Origin of the sequence: Ursidibacter maritimus (genome assembly GCF_009761395.1) — a bacterium.
GTDB classification, from domain to species: Bacteria; Pseudomonadota; Gammaproteobacteria; order Enterobacterales; family Pasteurellaceae; genus Ursidibacter; species Ursidibacter maritimus.
In genome coordinates, this window is sequence record NZ_LEKN01000013.1 from 48882 (window position 1) to 70799 (window position 21918).

At 38.1% G+C, this 21918-nt stretch carries 21 protein-coding genes; 7 read left to right on the forward strand and 14 right to left on the reverse strand.

The features are described from left to right. Positions 1-63 precede the first annotated feature (63 nt). Both truA and folE read right to left on the reverse strand, forming a co-directional pair. The gene (truA, locus tag A1D26_RS03305; protein WP_157402666.1) at positions 64-858 is read right to left on the reverse strand and encodes a tRNA pseudouridine(38-40) synthase TruA; all 795 of its coding nucleotides are present in this window, start codon (positions 856-858) and stop codon (positions 64-66) included. 52 nt (positions 859-910) lie between these two features. Next, positions 911-1567, reverse strand: a complete 657-nt coding sequence (gene folE / locus A1D26_RS03310) for a GTP cyclohydrolase I FolE (RefSeq protein WP_157402667.1) — start codon at positions 1565-1567, stop codon at positions 911-913. A gap of 116 nt (positions 1568-1683) precedes the next feature. On the opposite strand from folE, the gene A1D26_RS03315 reads away from it, so the two are divergent. Continuing rightward, positions 1684-2385 (forward strand): 3-deoxy-D-manno-octulosonic acid kinase, encoded by a 702-nt coding sequence (locus A1D26_RS03315; protein WP_157402668.1) that lies wholly within the window; start codon positions 1684-1686, stop codon positions 2383-2385. Between the two features lie 49 nt (positions 2386-2434). On the opposite strand, the gene thiI is transcribed toward A1D26_RS03315, so the two are convergent. The 4 genes from thiI to gpt all read right to left on the reverse strand — a co-directional run bounded on the left by thiI (position 2435) and on the right by gpt (position 6649). Next, positions 2435-3883, reverse strand: a complete 1449-nt coding sequence (gene thiI, locus A1D26_RS03320) for a tRNA uracil 4-sulfurtransferase ThiI (protein ID WP_157402669.1) — start codon at positions 3881-3883, stop codon at positions 2435-2437. 89 nt (positions 3884-3972) lie between these two features. Next, entirely contained in the window at positions 3973-5364 is a 1392-nt protein-coding gene (gene tdeA, locus A1D26_RS03325) for a toxin/drug exporter TdeA (protein WP_157402670.1), read from the reverse strand. 116 nt (positions 5365-5480) lie between these two features. Next, positions 5481-6104 carry a guanylate kinase gene (gene gmk / locus A1D26_RS03330; RefSeq protein ID WP_157402671.1) on the reverse strand — a complete coding sequence of 208 codons (624 nt, stop codon included), beginning with the start codon at positions 6102-6104 and terminating at the stop codon, positions 5481-5483. A 65-nt stretch (positions 6105-6169) separates the two neighbouring features. Next, a complete protein-coding gene (gpt, locus tag A1D26_RS03335; protein ID WP_157402672.1) occupies positions 6170-6649 on the reverse strand; it encodes a xanthine phosphoribosyltransferase in 480 nt (159 codons plus the stop codon). Positions 6650-6829: 180 nt separating this feature from the next. On the opposite strand from gpt, the gene A1D26_RS03340 reads away from it, so the two are divergent. Next, the gene (locus A1D26_RS03340; protein WP_157402673.1) at positions 6830-8284 is read left to right on the forward strand and encodes an aminoacyl-histidine dipeptidase; all 1455 of its coding nucleotides are present in this window, start codon (positions 6830-6832) and stop codon (positions 8282-8284) included. Between the two features lie 61 nt (positions 8285-8345). On the opposite strand, the gene A1D26_RS03345 is transcribed toward A1D26_RS03340, so the two are convergent. Then, positions 8346-9233, reverse strand: coding sequence for a transcriptional regulator GcvA (locus tag A1D26_RS03345; protein ID WP_157402674.1), 888 nt, complete (start codon positions 9231-9233; stop codon positions 8346-8348). 472 nt (positions 9234-9705) lie between these two features. Here A1D26_RS03345 and A1D26_RS03350 point away from each other — a divergent pair, with 472 nt between their 5' ends. Beyond that, positions 9706-10725 (forward strand): branched-chain amino acid aminotransferase, encoded by a 1020-nt coding sequence (locus A1D26_RS03350; RefSeq protein ID WP_157402675.1) that lies wholly within the window; start codon positions 9706-9708, stop codon positions 10723-10725. A gap of 81 nt (positions 10726-10806) precedes the next feature. Then, entirely contained in the window at positions 10807-11151 is a 345-nt protein-coding gene (locus tag A1D26_RS03355; RefSeq protein WP_157402676.1) for a RidA family protein, read from the forward strand. A 29-nt stretch (positions 11152-11180) separates the two neighbouring features. Here the strand turns inward: A1D26_RS03355 and ruvC are convergent, their stop codons facing one another. The 7 genes from ruvC to A1D26_RS03390 all read right to left on the reverse strand — a co-directional run bounded on the left by ruvC (position 11181) and on the right by A1D26_RS03390 (position 16597). Beyond that, positions 11181-11756: a crossover junction endodeoxyribonuclease RuvC gene (ruvC, locus tag A1D26_RS03360; protein WP_157402677.1), complete on the reverse strand. Its 576-nt coding sequence runs from the start codon at positions 11754-11756 to the stop codon at positions 11181-11183. Between the two features lie 83 nt (positions 11757-11839). Next, positions 11840-12334, reverse strand: a complete 495-nt coding sequence (locus A1D26_RS03365; protein ID WP_157402678.1) for a hypothetical protein — start codon at positions 12332-12334, stop codon at positions 11840-11842. 34 nt (positions 12335-12368) lie between these two features. After that, on the reverse strand, positions 12369-13112 hold the full coding sequence (locus A1D26_RS03370) for a YebC/PmpR family DNA-binding transcriptional regulator (protein ID WP_157395466.1): 744 nt from the start codon (positions 13110-13112) through the stop codon (positions 12369-12371). A 67-nt stretch (positions 13113-13179) separates the two neighbouring features. Beyond that, complete coding sequence (nudB, locus tag A1D26_RS03375; RefSeq protein ID WP_157402679.1) at positions 13180-13632, reverse strand: dihydroneopterin triphosphate diphosphatase; 453 nt, start codon at positions 13630-13632, stop codon at positions 13180-13182. Between the two features lie 15 nt (positions 13633-13647). Next, a complete protein-coding gene (locus A1D26_RS03380; protein ID WP_157402680.1) occupies positions 13648-14067 on the reverse strand; it encodes a hypothetical protein in 420 nt (139 codons plus the stop codon). A 67-nt stretch (positions 14068-14134) separates the two neighbouring features. Beyond that, positions 14135-15901, reverse strand: a complete 1767-nt coding sequence (gene aspS / locus A1D26_RS03385; protein WP_157402681.1) for an aspartate--tRNA ligase — start codon at positions 15899-15901, stop codon at positions 14135-14137. A 357-nt stretch (positions 15902-16258) separates the two neighbouring features. Then, positions 16259-16597, reverse strand: a complete 339-nt coding sequence (locus tag A1D26_RS03390) for a hypothetical protein (protein ID WP_157402682.1) — start codon at positions 16595-16597, stop codon at positions 16259-16261. 222 nt (positions 16598-16819) lie between these two features. On the opposite strand from A1D26_RS03390, the gene grpE reads away from it, so the two are divergent. From grpE to hrpA, 3 genes are all read left to right on the forward strand, one after another. Further along, positions 16820-17398 carry a nucleotide exchange factor GrpE gene (grpE, locus tag A1D26_RS03395; RefSeq protein WP_157395460.1) on the forward strand — a complete coding sequence of 193 codons (579 nt, stop codon included), beginning with the start codon at positions 16820-16822 and terminating at the stop codon, positions 17396-17398. A 99-nt stretch (positions 17399-17497) separates the two neighbouring features. Further along, a complete protein-coding gene (locus A1D26_RS03400) occupies positions 17498-17950 on the forward strand; it encodes a DUF441 domain-containing protein (RefSeq protein WP_157402683.1) in 453 nt (150 codons plus the stop codon). 21 nt (positions 17951-17971) lie between these two features. Beyond that, the gene (hrpA, locus tag A1D26_RS03405) at positions 17972-21895 is read left to right on the forward strand and encodes an ATP-dependent RNA helicase HrpA (RefSeq protein ID WP_157402684.1); all 3924 of its coding nucleotides are present in this window, start codon (positions 17972-17974) and stop codon (positions 21893-21895) included. Positions 21896-21918: the final 23 nt, after the last annotated feature.

Here is a 21918-nt window from a genome sequence, read left to right on the forward strand (position 1 = left end):
TTTGATTATAAACTTGTAAGTCGCAAAATGCGAATAGATGTGCAATAAATCACTTATTCAGCACTATCCATTATCATCATCTAAAAACAATGGCCCTAATTTTGTTTTAGGAATTGCAAAGTGTTCAGGATAAGTCACATCAACTAAATATAACCCTTCGGCTTTTGCGGTAGGAGCAGCCAAGGTGCGATCTCGCTGCGCTAATAGCCACTTGATCCATTCAATCGATTGTTTGCCTTGCCCGACTTCAATTAAGCTGCCGACAATATTGCGTACCATATGATGTACAAAGGCATTGGCTTGAATATCGACAATAATATAATCGCTTTGCCGACTAACCTTTAGATGATGAATATTACGCCAAGGGGTATGTGATTGACATTGTGCTGCACGAAAAGAGGAAAAATCATTTTCACCGAGCAGATATTGCCCTGCTTGGTGCATTTTGTCTGCATCTAGCTCGTGATAATAGTGCGAAACGCCAAAAGGTAAAATAGCCGAACGTAGTTTATGATTGTAAATAATGTAACGATAACGGCGAGCTGTGGCACTAAAGCGTGCGTGAAAATCATCAGGTACAGCCACAGCCCATTTGACTGCAATATCTGGCGGAAGATGGGTATTCGTACCAAAACACCAACTCTGTAACGCTCTGTTGGCCGATGTTTCAAAATGGACAACCTGCCCAGTGCCATGAACCCCAGCGTCTGTTCGTCCCGCACAAAATACTTCACAAGGTGAATTGGCGATAATTGATAAGGCTTCTTCTAATTTTTGTTGTACCGAATCCACATTTTGCTGACGCTGCCAACCATAGTAGCGACTACCATCATACTCAATTCCTAATGCAATCTTCATTTGCAAATTATTCCGCTTATCTTACCGCTTATGTGATATGTTCGACCAAACACTATTTCGTAATTAACGACAAAAATTCTTTGCGTGTATCACGATCTTGCAAAAATACTCCGCCAAATGCTGATGTAATGGTTTGACTGTTCGTATCTTTCACACCACGACACTTCACACAAAAGTGTGTCGCTTTGACATAAACCGCTACATCTTCAGTCTCTAAAATGGTCTGAAATGCGGTTAGAATTTGTTCTGTAAAACGCTCTTGTACTTGTGGACGTTGAGCAAAAAATTGTACGACACGATTGATTTTTGATAAGCCAATAACCCAATCTTTCGGATAGTAAGCCACCGCCACTTTGCCATCAATAGTGACAAAATGATGCTCGCAAGTGCTGGTTAAGGTAATATCATCAACTAATACCATCTCACTTACTTTCATCTGATTCTTGATTTTAGTAATTTTCGGGAAGGTTTGATAATCTAAGCCGCTGAAGATCTCATCAACATACATTTTTGCTAAACGATGTGGCGTTTCTTCTAAGCTGTCATCTCGTAAATCCAAACCAAGTAATTCTAAAACCGAACGCATATGTTGTTGAATTTCAGCTCGACGTGAATCTTTATCTTTTTGATGTGCTACTGTCGGTGTTTCAATACCTTTTGCAGCTAATGCGGCTCTAACACTTTCAGCTTCGGGAGAAATATTGCTCATTGATTTACCTCTAAAAATTTAAGCGTTGGATTCTACCAAATTACCCTAAAAATACAACGAAAGAGCTAAAAATCGTGTAGAATTGAGAACCATTTTTGTAAACTTGATGAAATAAGATGAGATATTGTCAATTCAACCCCGATATTGTTCCACTTTCCCAACAAACTTTTGTCGAGTTGCTATTAAATTGCAAAGATTTTACAAAATCTGACCGCTTGTTAGGCTCATCAAAAGGACGTGGCACAACTTGGTTCATCAATACAATGGAAGAACTTGGCGTGAATAGTGTGCTTCGTCATTATTATCGGGGGGGATTATTTGGTAAATTAGTAAAAGATCGCTACTTTTTTACCACTAATCAAAATACAAGAGCGGTACAAGAATTTAATTTACTTGAACAACTTGTTCAATGGGAATTACCTGTACCACGTCCGATTGCTTGCCAAATCACTCGCCAATTTTTCTGTTATCAAGCGGATATTTTGCTAGAAAAAATTGCGAATACACAGGATCTCAGTCAATACTTACAAAATAACCGCTTAACACCCCAGCAATATCAAAAAATTGGTGGGCTAATTCGCCAATTACACGATCATCAAGTACATCATTCCGATCTTAACATTCATAATATTCTGTTGGACGATCAAGGGAAATTTTGGCTCATTGATTTTGACAAGTGCAAAATTCAGCCTGGTTGCCGTTGGAAGCAGCAGAATTTAGAACGCCTACATCGCTCTTTTCTAAAAGAGAAAACTCGTTTAGGGATTTTATTTAATGAACAAGATTGGCAAATGTTACTTGAGGGATATGCAAAATAATCTAGGGCGAATGTAATTTCGGACTAATTACATTCACCCTATCTAGAAATTACAAACGAAATACTTTCACATTTTTAAAGCCATTTTCTTTTAAATACAAGGCTTGTAATTTACTCATCACACCACGTTGGCAATAAAGCAGATAATTTTTGCTTTGATCTAACTGGCCAAATTGATTGGACAATTTATAGAACGGCAAGGTTTTAACTTCTACACCAGCCAAGCTGAACGGGTTCTCATCCACTTCTTCAGGGCTACGAATATCCAGGATAATATCATTAGGGCTTAGATCTGATGTTGTTTCTGCTGAAACCACTTCTTTTTCAGTTTGTTGGGCAATTTCTCGAATATCTAAGAAATTTGCGTTAGCAACCGCTTGTTCTAAAATTTCAAAATTGAAATGTCCTTCTTCTTCCAAAATTTTACTTTCAATTGCTTTAACCGTTGGATTTTTGGAAATTACCCCACAAAACTCAGGCATTGATTTGGCAATATCATCAGTGCCGATCATTTTTGCCATTGCGATGATCTGTTCTTTATCGTGGCTAATCAATGGGCGAAGCACGAGAGTATCTGATGCTTTATCAATTAAACGTAAATTGGTTAATGTTTGGCTAGAAACTTGCCCTAGCGCTTCACCTGTCACGATCCCTTGAATGTCAAAGCGTTGCGCAATTTTACTTGCTGCTCGCACCATCATTCGTTTTAAGATGACGCCCATTTGCCCGTTATCGACTTTTTCTAAAATTTCACCAACGACATTTTCAAAATTAATTGCCACAAAACGAACTTTGTGTGAAGTACTATAACGACTCCAAATATGGTATGCCATCTGTTTTACGCCAATTTCGTGAGCTGCGCCGCCTAAATTAAAGAAACAGTAATGCACACGAGAACCACGTCGAATCAGCATATAGCTTGATACGCCAGAGTCAAACCCACCTGAAATTAAGGAAAGCACATCTTCTTGCGTGCCAATCGGATAGCCACCAATGCCTGGATAACGAGCTCTGATAAGTAGCATTTTATCATTTTCAATATTAACTCGTACCGTTACATCAGGGTTCGTTAATCTTACCGTTGCAGATTCAATACGTTGATTTAAACCACCGCCAACATAACGTTCCACATCTAATGAGCTAAACTCGTGTTTTCCTTTACGGCGAGCGCGAACACAGAACGTTTTGCCTACCAACTCATCTTTCACTGCTTCATAAGTATGTTCAAAAATATCATGCAAGGTTTCAAAAGGTTTTTCTTCCACTTCTAAGATATGATGAATACCCGGAGTGCGTTGTAATAGATCCAATACCAATGGAGCTTCTTCAGCCACTTTAGCTCGTACTTCAATAAAATCCCAGTTACGAACAACAGCGACATTTTCTGTTTCACGAGTCAATACATTGCGAATATTTGAGGTTAAAATTTTGATAAAGCGTTTACGCACTGAATCGCTTTTAATCATAATTTCAGGGAAAAGTTTAATAATAAATTTCATAAGTAAAGATTAACAAAAATAAAAAACGGTAAGATCCTATCATATTTTACAAAAAATACCGAAGATCTTACCGCTTGATAATGAAGAGATTATTTACGGTATTTACCCGCCATTGCTTGATATACCGCATTTTCATTTTTAATCAGGGTATATTTCATTTCTAATAAGCTCAGTTCTGATGTACGTTCCGTATTCAACGCATTTAGCCATTCACGAAATTCTGAAACGCCTTGATCATAGCGGTTTTTATAATATCCACTGATTTTTTTGTCAGAGGCATATTTTTTCTGCAAATTAGCATAACCATTGCGTGCTTGATTATAGGCGTAATAATAAGTGTCGATTTCATTTAATGCTGAGGTTATCGTTTGTTCATAATTTAAACGAGCTAATTTATAAGCCTCTTCCGATAATTTCACGTTATTTTGAACACGATTCCAATCTAAGAATGGTAAATTAAGCGATAAGAGCCCAGTTGATGTTGGGTTATCGAGTAAATTCCCCACTTTACCCGCCGATGCAGATAAACTTCCTCCAAGAGTTAATGTTGGATACCAACTTTTTTCCATTGCTGTCAAATTTTTAAATGCCCCTTGAAAGCGGTTTAAACTTGCATTGAGATCAGGACGATTTGCAATGACAGAAACAGGCACATTCATATCTACACCTTGTAACTTCACGCTAGTTAATTTGGCATAATTCACTGCAAGCGGTTCGTTCGGTTTTAAATTTAGCAAATTACGCAAAGTCTGCTCAGTGCTTTTCTGTGCTGTTTGTAAATTGATTAAGGTATTTTTTGCAACGAGAATAGCCTGGGTCGATTGTGCAACCGTCAGCCCATCAATCAATCCCACCTTTTGTTTGTTCGTTAAGATATGGTTAATTTGCTCGTAGGCTTTAATGCTCTGTTGAGTAACACGAATAGCATCGTTGAAGTAAGCAAGGTTGTAATAACTACTCACGACACCGTTAATCAAAGAAAGACGTGCTGCTTTTAAATCTTCTTCGGTGGCATTTTTTTCCCATTCAGCTGCACTGGCAGCATCTTTCAAGCGTCCCCATAAATCAAGGGTATAGCTCAAATTAAAACCGAGTTGGTGATTGATGGTTGAAACACCAGTGGAAACAACATTATCAGTTGATCCCACACCTTTGGTCGCTGAAGAGCGACTTTCACCACTGAAAGTCGGAACTAAATTTGCCCCAACTAAATTCGCTTTATATAAGGCAGAATTCACCGCAATCGCAGCTTTCGCTAAATTGATATTATTTGCTAGTGCCATTTCAACTAAACGATTTAGCTCTTTATCTTGGTAGCCTAACCACCATTTTTCATCAATTTGGTATTGTTTCGTAATATCTTGGTAGGTTTGATGGGTAACTTGTACCTTTTCTAGTGAACCATCATTACTCATATTATGACTACAAGCACTAAGTACGATCATTGCGCTAAGGGAAATCGCCCATTTTGTAATTTTCATTGTTTTTTCCTTTCTCAAAAAATAATAAGGCTATTTTAAAGAAATAGCCTTACTTCGACCAGTACAAAAATGAACGATCATTCATTTTTTGCAAAAGTTTACAAACAACTGACCGCTTATTCTGATAATAATTGAGAAATAAGATGTTGATAACGCTCTGCTTGTGCCCCTTTTTTCAAGCGTTCGGCAATAAGAATACTCTTTAATTCAGCCAGTGCTTGTTGGAAATCATCATTGACAATCACATAGTCAAATTCATTATAGTGGCTCATTTCAGAAACGGCTTCTGCCATTCGTTTGGCAATGGTTTCTGCTGAATCCTGTCCTCGACCGATTAAACGTTTCTCTAATTCAGCCTTAGAGGGGGGAAGAATAAAGATGGTTTTGACCGCTGATACTTTTTCACGAATTTGTCTTGCACCTTGCCAGTCAATATCTAAAAACACATCAATCCCATTTTCTAAACTACGTTCAATCATTGGCAATGATGTACCATAGTAATTGCCAAATACTTCCGCCCATTCTAAGAAATGATCTTTCGCAATGAGAGATTTAAATTCATCGTGATTGGTAAAATAATAATGAACACCCTCTTCTTCTGCTGGGCGAGGCTTACGAGTAGTGTGAGAAATTGAAAGCTGTACTTCACTTCTTGGTAAATCGGCTAATAATGCATTGATTAGAGACGATTTTCCTGCTCCACTTGGGGCAGAAATAATATAGAGATTGCCTAAACTCATAGTAGATACTCAATAAAAATAAACAACAAGGACGCATAATGCGTCCTCAAATATAGTCTTAATAATTAGCTTTTAGAAAGTGGTGGAACAAATGTGATACCTAGATCCCAAGGTTGCTCAATCCACGTTTCTTGTGGAATATCCACAATATAATCATCAACCAATGCTGCCCCTAACGGTTTTGCAAATACGGTTACAAATTTAGCATTTGGGTACATTTGGCGAATTTCACGCGCGGTGTTCCCTGTATCCACTAAATCATCAACCACGATGAAACCTTCGCCGCCATTAGCAACTTCCGCTACGTGTAATACTTTTAACTCGCCTTGGCTATCGTGGTCATAACTTGCAATACAAACAGTTTCAACGTGGCGAATACTTAATTCACGCGCCAATACTGCCGCAGGGAATAAACCACCACGACTTACCGCAATAATCCCTTTCCATTGTGATGCAGGTAATAAACGCTTTGCTAATTTGCGTGCGTGCATATGGAACATATCCCACGTCACAACATATTTTTCATTAGTATATTTTTCACTCATAATATTTACCTAATAAAAGCAGTGCTAACGCACTGAATAAAAAAATTGCGTAACCATAACTTAAAAAACGGTTTCGTGCTATCATTTCAAACGAATTTTACAATAAAATCCCGTTCAGGTGTGATTTTTGCAAATTTTTGTCAAGAACATACCGCTTAAACTAACTAAAGAGAGATGAATATGTCTGAAATTCAAACACTTAAACCTAGTCTATTATGGAAATGGTTCGATCAAATCTGTGCAATTCCACACCCTTCTTATCACGAAGAGCAAATTGCGCAATTTATTGTTGATTGGGCTAAACAAAAACAATTCTTTGTTGAGCGTGATGAAGTTGGCAATGTGCTAATCCGTAAGCCTGCAACAGCAGGAATGGAAAATCGTCAAAGTATCGCCATTCAAGCTCACTTAGATATGGTGCCACAGGCAAACGAAGGCACACAACACGACTTTACCAAAGATCCGATTCAACCTTATATTGATGGCGAATGGGTAAAAGCAAAAGGTACAACTCTTGGGGCTGACAACGGTATTGGTTTAGCATCTTGTTTAGCTGTGTTAGATTCTGATGATTTAGCACACCCTGATATTGAAGTATTATTGACAATGACCGAAGAGACTGGAATGGTCGGAGCAATTGGATTACGTCCAAATTGGCTAACCAGTAATATAATGATCAATACCGATACCGAAGAAAATGGTGAAATTTATATTGGTTGTGCTGGTGGCGAAGATGCTAAATTGAGACTGCCCGTCCTATATGAAAATAATCCATTTGATACGGCATTACACTTCCAACTAAAAGGCTTAAACGGTGGACACTCAGGCTGTGACATTCACACAACCAGAGCCAATGCTATCAAGCTATTAGCCAGAATCTTAACCGAATTAAAAGCCGAAGTAGCTTTCCAAATTGCAGACATTCGTGGTGGTTCAGTTCGTAATGCAATTCCACGTGAAGCTGCAGTAACACTGGTATTCGATGCAAAAAATCAAGAGAAAATAACCGCTTGCTTGGCTGAGATGGAACAGGTACTAAAAACAGAATTAGCGCTTGCAGAGCCAAATCTGACCTTTATTTACAATGATGTTAGTCGCCCTGAGAATATCTTTGATCAAGCATCAAGCCATAAAGTTATTCAATTTTTAAACTTATTACCAAACGGGGTTATCCGTAATAGTGATGTAGTAAAAAACGTGGTAGAAACATCTCTGAGTGCGGGTATTTTGAAAATAGAAGGCAATGAAGTCATCACCAACATCTTACTTCGTTCTTTGGTCGAAAATGGAAAAGCTGAGGTAAGAGGAAAATTAACTTCTTTGGCTGAATTAACTGGAGCAACAGCTATTTTCTCTGGTAGCTATCCAGGTTGGGAACCTGACCGTTTCTCTAAAATTACGCCATTAACTAAACAAATTTATGACGAAATTTTAGGATATGAAACGACTATTCAAGTTATTCACGCTGGTCTTGAGTGTGGTTTAATTAAGAAAGTGTATCCAACAATGGATTTAGTTTCAATTGGGCCAACTATTCGTAATGCACACTCGCCAGATGAAAAAGTGCATGTTCCAGCAGTTGAAATTTATTGGGAGCTTCTCACTAAAATTTTAGCGCAAGCACCAAGTAAATAAGAATTGAAAAATAATTAAGGCATATCATTTGATATGCCTTAATTGTATAGGTAATAGATGGCTAATGAATTTCTTGTAAGATCCACTCAACAAAATGTTTCACTTTACTCACTTCTGCCATTTGTGGTGGATAAACAACATAGAAAGATTTTTCATCCTTTAATCCAGTTGAGAATGGCTCAACTAAATTACCTTGCTCTAATTCGTGTTGAGCGACCACTTTATTAGCAACTGCTATACCTTGTTGGTGCATTGCGGCTTGTAATGCCATAAAGGTATGGCTAAACATCGTCCCTGTTTCTTCTACATCAATTTGCTCGTTCAAGTTGAAATTATCAACCACTCTTTTCCATTTATTACGACTAAAAACGTGCAGTAAAGTTTTACCGACAAGATCTTGTGGCGTATTAAGGGGATTCTTTGCTAAAAAATCAGGCGAGGCCAAAATCACTAATGGCGATTCAGCTAAACGCACTGATTCAACATTCTCCCATTTTCCTGATCCATAATAGATCGCAACATCAATCTCTTTACCCAATAAACCTTCATCCTGATCAACGCCCTTAATTCGGACTTCAATATCAGGGAATTTCTGGTGAAAATCGTTTAACCTTGGAACTAACCAGTGCATACCAAAAGTTTGTGGCACACTAATTGTTAAAATTTGACGACTATTTTTTAACTTGATTTTTTCTGTGGCAACCGCAATACTTTCTAAAAGCGGACGGATTTCATCAAAATATTGCAAGCCAAGTTCAGTCAGTTCTAACAAGCGGTTTCGCCTATGAAATAGTTGAATCCCTAAGAAATCTTCTAAAAGTTTAATTTGATGACTCACGGCCGCCTGAGTAACAAAAAGTTCCTCCGCAGCTTTGGTAAAGTTCAAATATCTGGCAGCAGACTCAAAAGCCTTTAATGCATTCAATGGGGGAAGTTTTTTATTATTCATATTTATTGGCTTGATCTCAATACTCAACACGTTGCATAAAGCCCGCATTATTTTTTTTAATAAATAAAATTAAAAAATCTCGTTTGTTTAACTGGTCCAACATCTTTAAAATCCAAAACATACTTAGATGGATAGTGATGGTTATTTGTAAATTCCGTTTCAAACTAGCCATTTTGAATTTTAAGTATGATGTTGTGTTTGCATATTGGTCTAGGCAACTAGACTTGAGTAACAAAAAGTTACTCGTTTCACTTCCTGTATATTTTTACCATTTTGGTTTAATACCGCCCATTTGGGCGGTTTTTTTATACCTAAATTTTCCCCATTTTAACAGAAACTAAAAATCACGCTACTAAAAGCCGATTATTCACGAAAATTTTTATAATTTATTACGCTTTCCCTTTTCAATTCTTGCTACACAGTGTAAATTCTCACATCTAAAGGCGTAATTTTTTATTGAAGGAATTGAACAATGGCTAAAGATATTGATTGGCAAAATCTCGGGTTTGCGTATGTTAAAACAGATTACCGTTTTATTGCTCGCTGGAAAGATGGAGCTTGGGATAATGGCGAATTAACCACCGATAACACGCTACACATTAACGAAGGCTCAACCGCATTACACTATGGTCAGCAATGTTTTGAAGGCTTAAAAGCATATCGCTGCAAAGATGGTTCTATCAATCTATTCCGACCAGATGAAAATGCGAAACGTATGCAAAAAAGTTGTGATCGCTTACTGATGCCACAAGTTCCAACTGATTTTTTCATTCGTGCCTGTAAAGAAGTCGTGAAAGCCAATGAAGAATGGCTTGCACCTTACGGTACTGGAGCAACATTGTATTTACGTCCATTTATTATCGGTGTCGGCGAGAATATTGGTATTAAAACAGCACCTGAATTTATTTTCAGTATCTTTTGTATCCCTGTTGGCAGTTATTTTAAAGGTGGCTTAGCACCGTCTAACTTCCTTGTTTCTGAATATGATCGTGCAGCTCCAGCGGGTACTGGTGCGGCAAAAGTCGGTGGAAACTATGCGGCAAGCTTATATCCAGGTAAATTAGCAAAATCAAATAATTTTGCAGATTGTATCTATCTCGATCCAAAAACACATACCAAAATTGAAGAAGTGGGTTCAGCAAACTTCTTCGGAATTACTGCAGATAACAAATTTATTACGCCTTATTCACCATCTATTTTACCGAGTATCACCAAATACTCGCTACTCTATCTAGCAAAAGAGCGCCTTGGTTTAGAAGCGATTGAAGGCGATGTGTATATTGATAAATTGGATCAATTTACTGAAGCAGGTGCTTGCGGAACCGCTGCTGTAATTACCCCAATTGGTGGTATTCAATATGGTGATGACTTCCACGTTTTCTATTCTGAAACAGAAGTTGGCCCTGTTACCAAACGTCTTTATGATGAATTAGTCGGTATTCAATTTGGGGATCTTGAAGCCCCTGAAGGTTGGATTGTTAAAGTTGATTAACATATTAAGCGGTTAGATTAGCACTATTCTTTGCAAAAAATAGCATAATCTAACCGCTTGCTTATTAAGGAGAAAATTGCAATGATTAAACGCTTTCAAGTTGGTAAACGTCTGTCTGAAATGGCAATTTACAATGGCGTGGCTTATCTTGCTGGGCAAATTCCTGAAGATGATACTCAAGATATGTATGGTCAAACAAAACAGGTGCTTGCTGAAATTGATAAATGGCTCGCACAAGCAGGTAGCGATAAAAGCAAGATTTTAATGGCTCAAGTTTTTGTAGCAAATATGCTAGAGTTTGATGAGATGAATCGAGCTTGGGATGAATGGGTTGCGGAAGGTGATGCTCCGCCAAGAGCGGCAGTTGAGGCTAAACTGGCCAATCCAAACTGGAAAGTTGAAATCGTGGTTACTGCTGCAATTTAACTTTTACTAAATGAGAGCAATGCTCTCATTTATTTTAAGCGAAATCGCCCTCTGCTATAACGGGTTTTTATCAATGCCAAGACTTTCTCTTTCTCGCTTGATACGGCTTGTTGGCTCTGTTTTGCTACAGTTAAGGAGTGTTGAATAGAATGAGCGTGAGTAATCGCAATCGCTAAGGCATCTGCTGCATCAGCTTGTGGTTTCGCTGAAAGTTGTAAAATACGCGTAACCATCTCTTGTACTTGCACTTTGTCTGCCGAACCAATACCGACAACTGTTTGTTTCACTAAGCGTGCGGCATACTCAAAAACAGGTAGGTCGTGATTCACTGCCGCAACGATAGCCGTTCCCCTTGCTTGACCAAGTTTTAACGCAGAATCAGGGTTTTTTGCCATAAACACCTGCTCAATGGCAAACATATCTGGCTGAAATTGCGTAATAATTTCAGTAATACTCGCATAAATACGTTTTAAACGAGTCGGCATATCATCAGCTGAAGTACGAATTGCACCACTTCCTAAATATTCTAAATGTCGCCCAACTTGACGAATGACCCCATAGCCTGTTACACGAGAACCTGGATCAATACCTAAAATAATTGACATATATTCCTATACAAATCGCATAAAAAAGCGGATAGATTTGCAAAATATTTTACCAATCTACCCGCTTGTGGATTTAGCTAAAATTATTTATTTAAACGTGCTGTTGCACTTTTATTGATTTTACAGGTTTTAACTAAGATTTCGTCTGCCATTTTGCCTTTTTTGTAAAGCATAATTGCATTTGTTTTTTCTGCTGAATCAAATGTTAAACCATTTTCTACAGCCCAAACGTAGTCACCTGAAGCAAAAACAGTTTCTTCTGTTTTTTTGCTATCTTCAGCATCTACAACAAAACCAGTTACTTCATTTTTCTTGCCAACACGAATGTTAGCACCTTTTACTTCACCATTGTGGAATGCATAAGTTGCTGTTACCGTTCCACCTTTTTGGCAAGAATAAACAACAGATTTATTTTTAGTCATTAAAGTTTCTTCAACTTTCGTTACTTCACCTGCTGGAGTATTCATCACTGTTTCTTGTGCTTTTGGCATTGTTTCAGGTTTAGCTTCTTTCTGAGTAGAACACGCTGCTAAAACTAATGTTGCTGCAATCGCTGGAACAAATTTAACTAATTTCATTTAGATTTCCTCATTTTAAGGGTTAAAAGTCAGCTTATAATAAAGCTGCAACTTCATCACTAATCTCGCCGTTGTGATAAACGTTTTGTACATCATCACAGTCTTCCAACATATCGATTAGCTTTAACAATTTAGGTGCTGTTTCAGCATCTAAATCAACGGTGGTTGATGGAATCATTGTCACATCCGCAGATTCAATCTTGAACCCAGCTTGCTCAATACCATCACGAACACTACCTAAGTCTTCCCAAGCAGTGTAAATTTCAAAACTGCCATCATCTTGTGGCTGAACATCATCAGCTCCCGCTTCAATAGCGGCTTCCATTAAACTATCTTCATCAACGCCAGTAGCAATTAGGATAAGACCTTTTTTACTAAACAGATAACCAACAGAACCTTCCGTTCCTAAGTTACCGCCACATTTAGTAAAACTAGGGCGAACTTGTGAAATAGTACGGTTTGCGTTATCACTTAAACATTCAACCATTACCGCTGTTCCACCTGGGCCATAACCTTCATAGATTTTGGTTTCCATATTCGTATCATCGCCACCACCGACACCACGGTCGATTGCACGATTGATCGTATCACGCGTCATATTACTTGATAACGCTTTATCTACTGCTGTACGTAAACGTGGGTTTGAGTTTACATCACCGCCACCTAATTTAGCCGCAGTTACCAATTCACGAATTAATTTAGTAAAAATTTTACCACGTTGGGCATCTTGTGCTGCTTTACGGTGTTTAATGTTAGCCCACTTACTATGACCTGCCATTGTTAGTTTCCTATATTTGTTAAAAGTTCAATTTTATCGTTTAAAATAAGTAAAATCGTAAGCTTTTTTACGATTTTCTCACCAAATTTGTTAAATATTGCTGAATTGCTTGAGCATTATTCGGGGATTTCGTTAATACTATCGCCTGTTCAACATCAAGCCATTTATAAGCCAAATGTTCGGTTAAAATCGGCTCAATTTCCGATGGTAAACCTAGCAAAAACCAATGCTCGGTACAATGCGTAATTTCAGAGGCGTATTTATAGCGGAATTGCGGAAAAATTTCAAATTTTACGCTATATTGGCAATCCACAAGCGGTAACTTTTCCGCCAAAATTTGCAAACCGATTTCTTCGCGAACTTCTCGAATAGCGGTTTGATAAGGCGTCTCCCCTGTTTCAATCGTCCCTGTTACCGATTGCCAAAATTCAGGATCGTCTTGACGTTGTAGCATTAAAATACGCCCAGTGTTTTGGGCGTAGATCACAACGAGAACGGAGTTTGGATTTTTGTAGCTCATTTTTGAAGAATATGATTATATTGACATTAATGACTTTAATTTCCTATCTAATTCAGTACCTATTAAGAAAAAATACCCTTGCTTTACATTTCCATTTTTATCAAATACAGATTTATCCTGTATTCTAATATTTAAAGGTATTTGTGCTTTGTGGATAGGTTTTACAAATTCTATTGGTAACTTTTTACCATATTTATCCCATTGTTCATTACCTGAATAAGGATTTATGGAGTCTTCTGCTTTTTCAATTACTTTACTCATACCTACTATATACCCATTGGTGTAATGAAAAACAGTATCTCCGACATTTGCTTCCAAAAGAGAATCCCAATGAGGAACATTCTTGTTCCCCTTATTTTTATGAGGGGCCCAAATAATTTTATTTTGAGGACTACCTTTTCTAGTACTTTGATTTACCCACCAAACATTACTCATATATCTCTCCTAATAAAATTAGTTCTTGATGAAAAATACCCCTATTAGAAGGGGTATTTTGTGTCTATTAATCTTCAACCGTCGTCTTAATCGCCAACTCTGCCAAAGCTTTTGGATTACCAAAGCTAGGGGCATCTGTCATTAAACAAGCGGCTGCAGTAGTTTTCGGGAAGGCAATAACATCACGAATATTTTCAGTACCTGTAATGAGCATTGTTAAACGGTCTAAACCAAATGCTAAGCCTGCGTGTGGTGGTGTACCAAATTTTAAAGCATCTAATAAGAAACCAAATTTCTCTCTTTGTTCTTCTTCGTTAATGCCTAAAATGCCAAATACGGTTTGTTGCATTTTCGGATCGAAAATACGCACAGAACCGCCACCAACTTCATAGCCATTGATGACCATATCATAAGCATTCGCCACCGCTCCTTTTGGATCAGCTTTTAATTCTTCAGGACTAAGATCTTTTGGAGCGGTAAATGGATGGTGCATTGCTGACCAGTTACCTTCATCGTCTTTTTCAAACATTGGGAAATCGACCACCCAAAGCGGCTTCCAAGCGGTAAGATCCGTTAAGCCTAAATCACGCCCTACTTTTAAACGTAACGCACCCATTGCATCTGTTACCACTTTCTCATTATCTGCACCAAAGAAGATAATATCGCCATTTTGTGCATTCACACGAGCAAGCAACGCTCTTACCACGTCATCATTTAAGAATTTAGCAATCGGGCTTTGTAATCCTTCTAAACCAGCATTTACATCATTCACTTTTGCCCACGCTAACCCTTTCGCACCATAAATACCCACAAATTGCGTGTATTCATCAATCTGTTTACGAGTAATTTCCGCACCATTTGGTACACGAATAACCGCAACACGTCCTTCAGGATTATTTGCTGGCTCGTTAAATACTTTAAACTCAACGTCTTTTAGAATATCAGCAACATCAACCAATTCTAATGGGTTACGCAAATCAGGTTTATCTGAACCAAAACGACGCATAGCTTCTGCAAAGGTCATTTGTGGAAATTCACCTAAATCGACATTTAGACGATCTAACCATAAGCCACGAATCATTTTTTCCATCATTGCACGCACTTCAGGTGCCGTCATAAAGGTTGTTTCTACATCAATTTGAGTGAATTCAGGCTGACGATCTGCACGTAAATCTTCATCACGGAAACATTTTACGATTTGGTAGTAACGGTCAAAACCAGACATCATCAACAACTGTTTGAATAATTGTGGTGACTGCGGTAACGCATAGAATTTACCTTTATGCACACGACTTGGCACTAAATAGTCACGCGCACCTTCAGGGGTTGCTTTGGTCAGCATTGGGGTTTCAATATCTAAGAAACCATTGTCGTCCATATAACGGCGAACAAAGCTCGTAATTTTTGCACGCGTTTTTAAACGCTCTGCCATTTCAGGACGGCGTAAATCTAAATAACGATATTTTAAACGCTGTTCTTCCGTATTATTTTGGTTAAAGTCTAAAGGTAAAACATCTGCATTGTTATAGATGATAAGATCTTTCACGAGTACTTCAATTTCGCCCGTTGTCATTTCTTTGTTAATTTGACTTTCATCACGAGCAATCACTTCACCTTTAATTTGTACGCAGGCTTCTGCACGCAAGCCTGATGCTAGTTTAAAAATCTGTTCATCTTTTTCATCAAAGAAAACTTGCACAATACCTTCACGATCACGAATTTGCATAAAAATAAAGCGACCAAGGTTACGAACACGATGAACCCAACCACTTAAGGTTACTTGTTCACCGACGTGAGTACGGTTTAAACTACCACAATAATGAGAACGCATCATATAAATCAATCCTTTTAAAAACCTGAAAACTCTGAATATTGTAACAGAAAGTAAGAAAAGTTCACACTCGGGAATATATAGAAGCAGGACAAGATCGTATCTTTTTATACAATTTCAGTTAAAAAACACACTAAAATTTATATAAATTATCTATTTTTCTTTTCTATTTTAGGTTTTTTCTCTCTTTTTTTAAATTTTATAAAATCGAAAATTGTATTTTTATAAATTTGAGTGATTAACTATCTAAAATAGAATGCAAAACATATGCAGTTGCCCTGCATATAGAAGGCGTCATATAATAAGAAACCACTTTTACTTTTGTTAGAAAAAAGTGGTTTTACAAAAACGTTATAGAACTTACGTTCTCGTTTTTCTAATCCATAACTCTCCTGGATGCGTGGCATATTCTTCATATTTGGAAACTTCTTCTTTCAAAGCTTTATACTTTGGACTAAGATACAGTATGATTGAAATTTGAAAAGGTATCCAAATTAAAGTAAGACAGAGAGGTGTACCTACTAAAAGCAATACTAACCATGCATAGTTATATTTTTGATATCTATCCTTAAGTATCTCCCACTTTCTTTTTACACCATCAACGTCAACATTAGCATGTTCCGCACCGCAATTCGAACAAACTGAAGCTAATCTAGGTACTTGAGAAAGGCAATATGGACAATTTTTAGTATCTAACATAGAATTCCCCTTAAATTAACTATAAAAATCCGCTTGTTATTATATATTGTTTTTTTTTTAATCAATATGATATCGTTTTATAATCAAAGTAACTTTGGCTTTTTATCAAAATCTTTACATTAAAAGTTTTGAATAGGATGAGTTGAAATATATAGATTTGCCACTATATTAGCCAAGTTCTCAATACACATTTCACAAACGAAATTAAATAAGGAAGAAAAAATGACAGTTCAAGTAGAACAACCAGTTGAAGAAGTAATCACACCAGAGCAAGAGATTGCTAGCGAAGAAGTCGAGTTGCAAAATAATCAAGAAAACGACCCGCTTGCAGATGCCATTGCTCGTGTACAAGAGCTTGAAGAATACATTGCGAATGCAGATAAACGTGAGCAAGAAATTCAATTACGTGCAAGAGCTGAAATTGAAAATATTCGCCGCCGTACTGAACAAGATGTCGAAAAAGCACATAAATTCGCACTTGAAAAATTTTCTAAAGAGTTACTTACCGTTGTCGATAACCTAGAGCGTGGTTTACAAACACTTAATGGAGCAGATGAAAGTGTGAAAGCCCTTGCTGAAGGGGTTGAATTAACGCATAAAGGATTAGTTTCTACCCTTGCAAACTTTGGTGTAGAAGCGGTTGGTAATGTGGGTGAAGTTTTTGACCCAGAATTACATCAAGCCATTTCAATGCAACCTGCAGAAGGCATTGAGCCAAACCATATCAGCGTGGTATTACAAAAAGGCTACACACTTCACGGACGAGTTATTCGCCCTGCAATGGTAATGGTTGCAAGTTAATGAGAAATGGTATGGTTAGCCCATACCATTTTATTTTCTATTCGTCTCAATATTTTGATACTATCGAACTTTCTATATCTATCTACCAAATTCAATACAATGTCTTTACAATTTAACGCAATCGCTTTGCTACTTGTAGCCTTAATTTTACTTGGCATTTTCAGCCAAAACAGTGCGGTAACAATTTCTGCCGCTGTTTTATTGATAATGCAACAGACGTTACTTTCACAATATTTACCCTTACTAGATAAATACGGTATTAAAGTTGGTATCATTATTTTAACCATCGGTGTGCTAAGCCCTTTAGTTTCAGGCAGAATTAACTTGCCAGAAATTTCTCAACTCCTTAATTGGAAAATGCTGTTTTCTATTGTTGCAGGCATATTAGTCGCCTGGCTTGGTGGACGTGGCGTTAGTTTAATGGGAAGCCAACCCGTATTAGTAACAGGATTACTGATTGGAACAATTATCGGTGTGGCTTTTTTAGGTGGCGTACCTGTCGGCCCGTTAATTGCAGCAGGGATTTTATCTTTAGTTGTCGGAAAGTTTTAACGTTATTGAGAAATAATAAAAATGCAAAAAAAATCTCATACCCCACCGCTTACGGCGGAGCAAAAAACCTTATTATCACAATTACAACAAACGACTTTGGTTGATTCTCGCCGTTTAGCCAACCGTATTCGTGGGTTAAATCAAATTAAAAATGAGAATGCTAAACAAGCGGTGATTGCAGAAATTGAGACCGATCTTACCGCTTGTCAAGCTCGTTATACCGCCCGTAAACAACAAGCTGAATGTGCCATTGATTACCCTGATCTGCCTGTTTCGGCTCGCCGTAATGAAATTTTAAAACTGATTGAAGAACATCAAGTTGTGGTGATTGCTGGGGAAACAGGTTCGGGTAAAACCACTCAGTTACCGAAAATGTGTTTAGAGCTTGGGCGTGGAGTGAAAGGTTTAATCGGGCATACTCAACCACGCCGTATTGCAGCACGCTCGGTCGCAAGCCGTATTGCTGAAGAGTTAGGCTCAGAATTAGGTGCTACGGTAGGTTATAAGGTTCGTTTTAATGATCAAGTGAGTGATAATACCTTAATTAAATTGATGACAGACGGGATTTTGCTCGCTGAAATTCAAAATGATCGCTATCTTAATCAATATGATACGTTAATTATTGATGAGGCTCACGAGCGAAGTTTAAATAACGATTTTATTCTCGGCTATGTAAAGCAAATTCTGCCTAAACGCCCTGATCTTAAAGTCATTATTACCTCTGCAACCATTGATGTAGAACGCTTTTCAAAACATTTCAACAATGCACCGATTATTGAAGTTTCGGGTAGAACCTTCCCTGTGGAAGTGCGTTATCGCCCAATTATTGAAGAAGAGGATCAAGACCAACTGCAAGGTATTTTAAATGCGGTCGATGAATTGCAGGCGGAAGGTCGTGGCGATATTTTAATTTTTATGAACGGTGAGCGGGAAATTCGTGATACTGCCGATGCGTTGCAAAAACAGGAACTTCGCCATACGGAAATTTTACCTTTGTATGCTCGCCTGTCCGCAGCGGAACAACAGCGTATTTTTAACCCAAGTAATCTAAATCGCATTGTGCTTGCCACAAATGTGGCAGAAACGTCTTTGACCATTCCGAATATCAAATATGTGATTGATACGGGAACAGCTCGCATTTCTCGTTATAGCTACCGTACTAAAGTTCAACGTTTACCAATTGAGCCAATCTCGCAAGCGTCAGCAAATCAACGTAAAGGGCGCTGTGGACGTACATCAGAAGGGATCTGTATTCGCCTTTATTCTGAAGACGATTTTAATAGCCGCCCTGAATTTACCGATCCTGAAATTTTACGCACCAATTTGGCATCGGTTATTTTACAGATGATTTCCCTTGGTTTGCCTGATATTGAAGCCTTTCCATTTGTCGATCGCCCTGATACTAAACAGGTTCAAGACGGTATTCGTTTATTGGAAGAATTAGGTGCAATTCTTGGAAAAACCACATCAAATGCCAAGCATCAAACAAAAACACATCAACTAACGGCAATCGGTCGCCAACTCGCTCAACTTCCTGTCGATCCACGCTTAGCTCGTATGGTAATTGCCGCCAGTGAAAACGGTAGCTTGCACGAAGTGATGATGATTGTTTCGGCATTATCTATTCAAGATCCGCGTGAACGTCCGCAAGAAAAACAGCAATCTGCCGATGACAAACATCGCCGTTTTGCCGATAAAGAGTCGGATTTTCTCGCTTTTGTGAATTTGTGGCAATTTATTCAAAGCCAGCAAAAAGAACTCAGCAAAAATCAATTCCGCCGTTTGTGTCAGAAGGATTATCTCAATTATCTGCGAGTGCGTGAGTGGCAAGATATTTATCATCAGCTACGCCTTGCAGTGCGTGAAATGGGCTTGCGAATTAACAGTGAAGAGGCAAATTATCAGCAAATTCATACCGCTTTGCTAACAGGTTTGTTATCGCATATCGGTTTGAAAGATAACGAAAAAATGTCTTATTTAGGGGCAAGAAACGCACACTTTGCTATTTTCCCAAATTCTGTGCTTTTCAAAAAACAGCCAAAATGGGTAATGGCAGCAGAGTTAGTCGAAACCACAAAATTATGGGGCAGAATGGTGGCTCGTATTGAGCCTGAATGGATTGAGCCACTGGCAACGCATTTATTAAAAAGCAGTTATAGCGAGCCACATTGGTCTAAATCAAAAGGTGCGGTAATGGCGTATGAGAAAGTCTCTCTTTATGGCATTCCGATTGTGGTTAATCGCTTGCAAAATTATGGCAAAATCGACCCGCTTGTTAGCCGAGAAATTTTTATTCGCTCTGCCTTGGTGGAAGGCGAATGGCACGCTAATTACAAATTTTTTAAAGAAAATAACCGCTTGGTTAAAGAAGTCGAGAATTTAGAACATAAATCTCGCCGCCGAGATATTTTAGTTGATGAACAAGTGCTATTCGATTTTTATGATCAACGTATCGGCACCGATGTGGTCTCCACTAAACATTTCGACAGTTGGTGGAAAGTGGCAAGTAAAAAAGAGCCAGAATTACTGAATTTTGAAAAGTCTTTCTTAATCAATGACAATGCGAGTAAAGTCAGTGAACTGGATTTCCCAAATTTTTGGCATCAAGGCACGCTTAAACTGAAACTCCGTTATCAATTTGAAATTGGTTCGCAAGAAGATGGGGTAACGGTGCATATTCCTTTACCATTATTAAATCAAGTTGAGCCTGAAGGCTTTGATTGGCAAATCCCAGGGCTTCGCCACGAGTTGATTGTAGCGTTGATTAAATCGTTACCGAAAGCCACTCGCCGTAATTTTGTGCCTGCACCGAACTATGCCGATGCGTTTCTTGCTCGTGTAGAGCCATTTAAGAAACCGCTTTTACAAAGTTTAAGCGATGAACTCCGCCGAATGACTGGTGTGTATGTTGAACCAGAATTGTGGGATCTAAGCCAAATTCCTGCTCACTTACGTCTATGTTTCTGTGTGCTTGATGAAAAGAACAAACCATTGATGCAGAGTGAAAATTTAGATGAATTGAAATTTGCATTAAAAGATCAGGTGCAACATACCTTATCTAACATTGCCGATGATGGCATTGAGCAAACAGGCGTACATTTATGGAATTTTGCCGATTTACCACAATTTTATGAGCAGAAAAAAGCCCATTTTAGCGTGAAAGCCTACCCTGCGATTGTGGATGAAAAAGAGGCAGTTGGCATTAAACTCTTTGAGACAGAATTTGAACAAGCAAAAGCAATGCAAGCAGGACTTCGCCGTTTATTATTACTGAATGTCCCTTCGCCAATTAAATATCTTCACGAAAAATTGCCGAATAAAGCGAAATTAGGGCTTTATTTTGCCCCCTTTGGTAAAGTGCTTGAGTTGATTGATGATTGTATTGCTTGTGCGGTTGATAAGTTGATTGATGATTTTGGTGGTTTTGTATGGACGGAAGAAAAATTCAATGAGCTACATCATTATGTACGAGCAAATCTAAATGATACGACCGTTGAAATAGCCAAACAAGTTGAAAAAATTCTAACCCTTGCTTATGAAATCAGTAAACGATTAAAAGGTAAGTTAGATTTTACAATGGCGTTTGCCTTATCCGATATTCAAGCACAGTTAAAACAGTTGATTTACCCTGATTTTGTGACCAAAACAGGTTATCAACGACTTGCAGATCTTTATCGTTATCTCACCGCTATTGATAAACGCTTAGACAAATTAGTGGTGGATAGCAACGCCGACAGAGCCAAAATGTTGCGAGTGGAACAAGTGCAGAATGCTTATCAGCAGCTTTCAGCCAAACTGCCAAAATCGAAACCAATGAGTGATGAGATTTTGGAAATCCGCTATATGATCGAAGAATTGCGAGTAAGTCTATTTGCCCAACAGCTCGGTACGAAATACCCGATTTCAGATAAACGGATACTAAATAGTATTGCAGAAGTGAAATAAAGATTATTGGGGACACTCCGTGT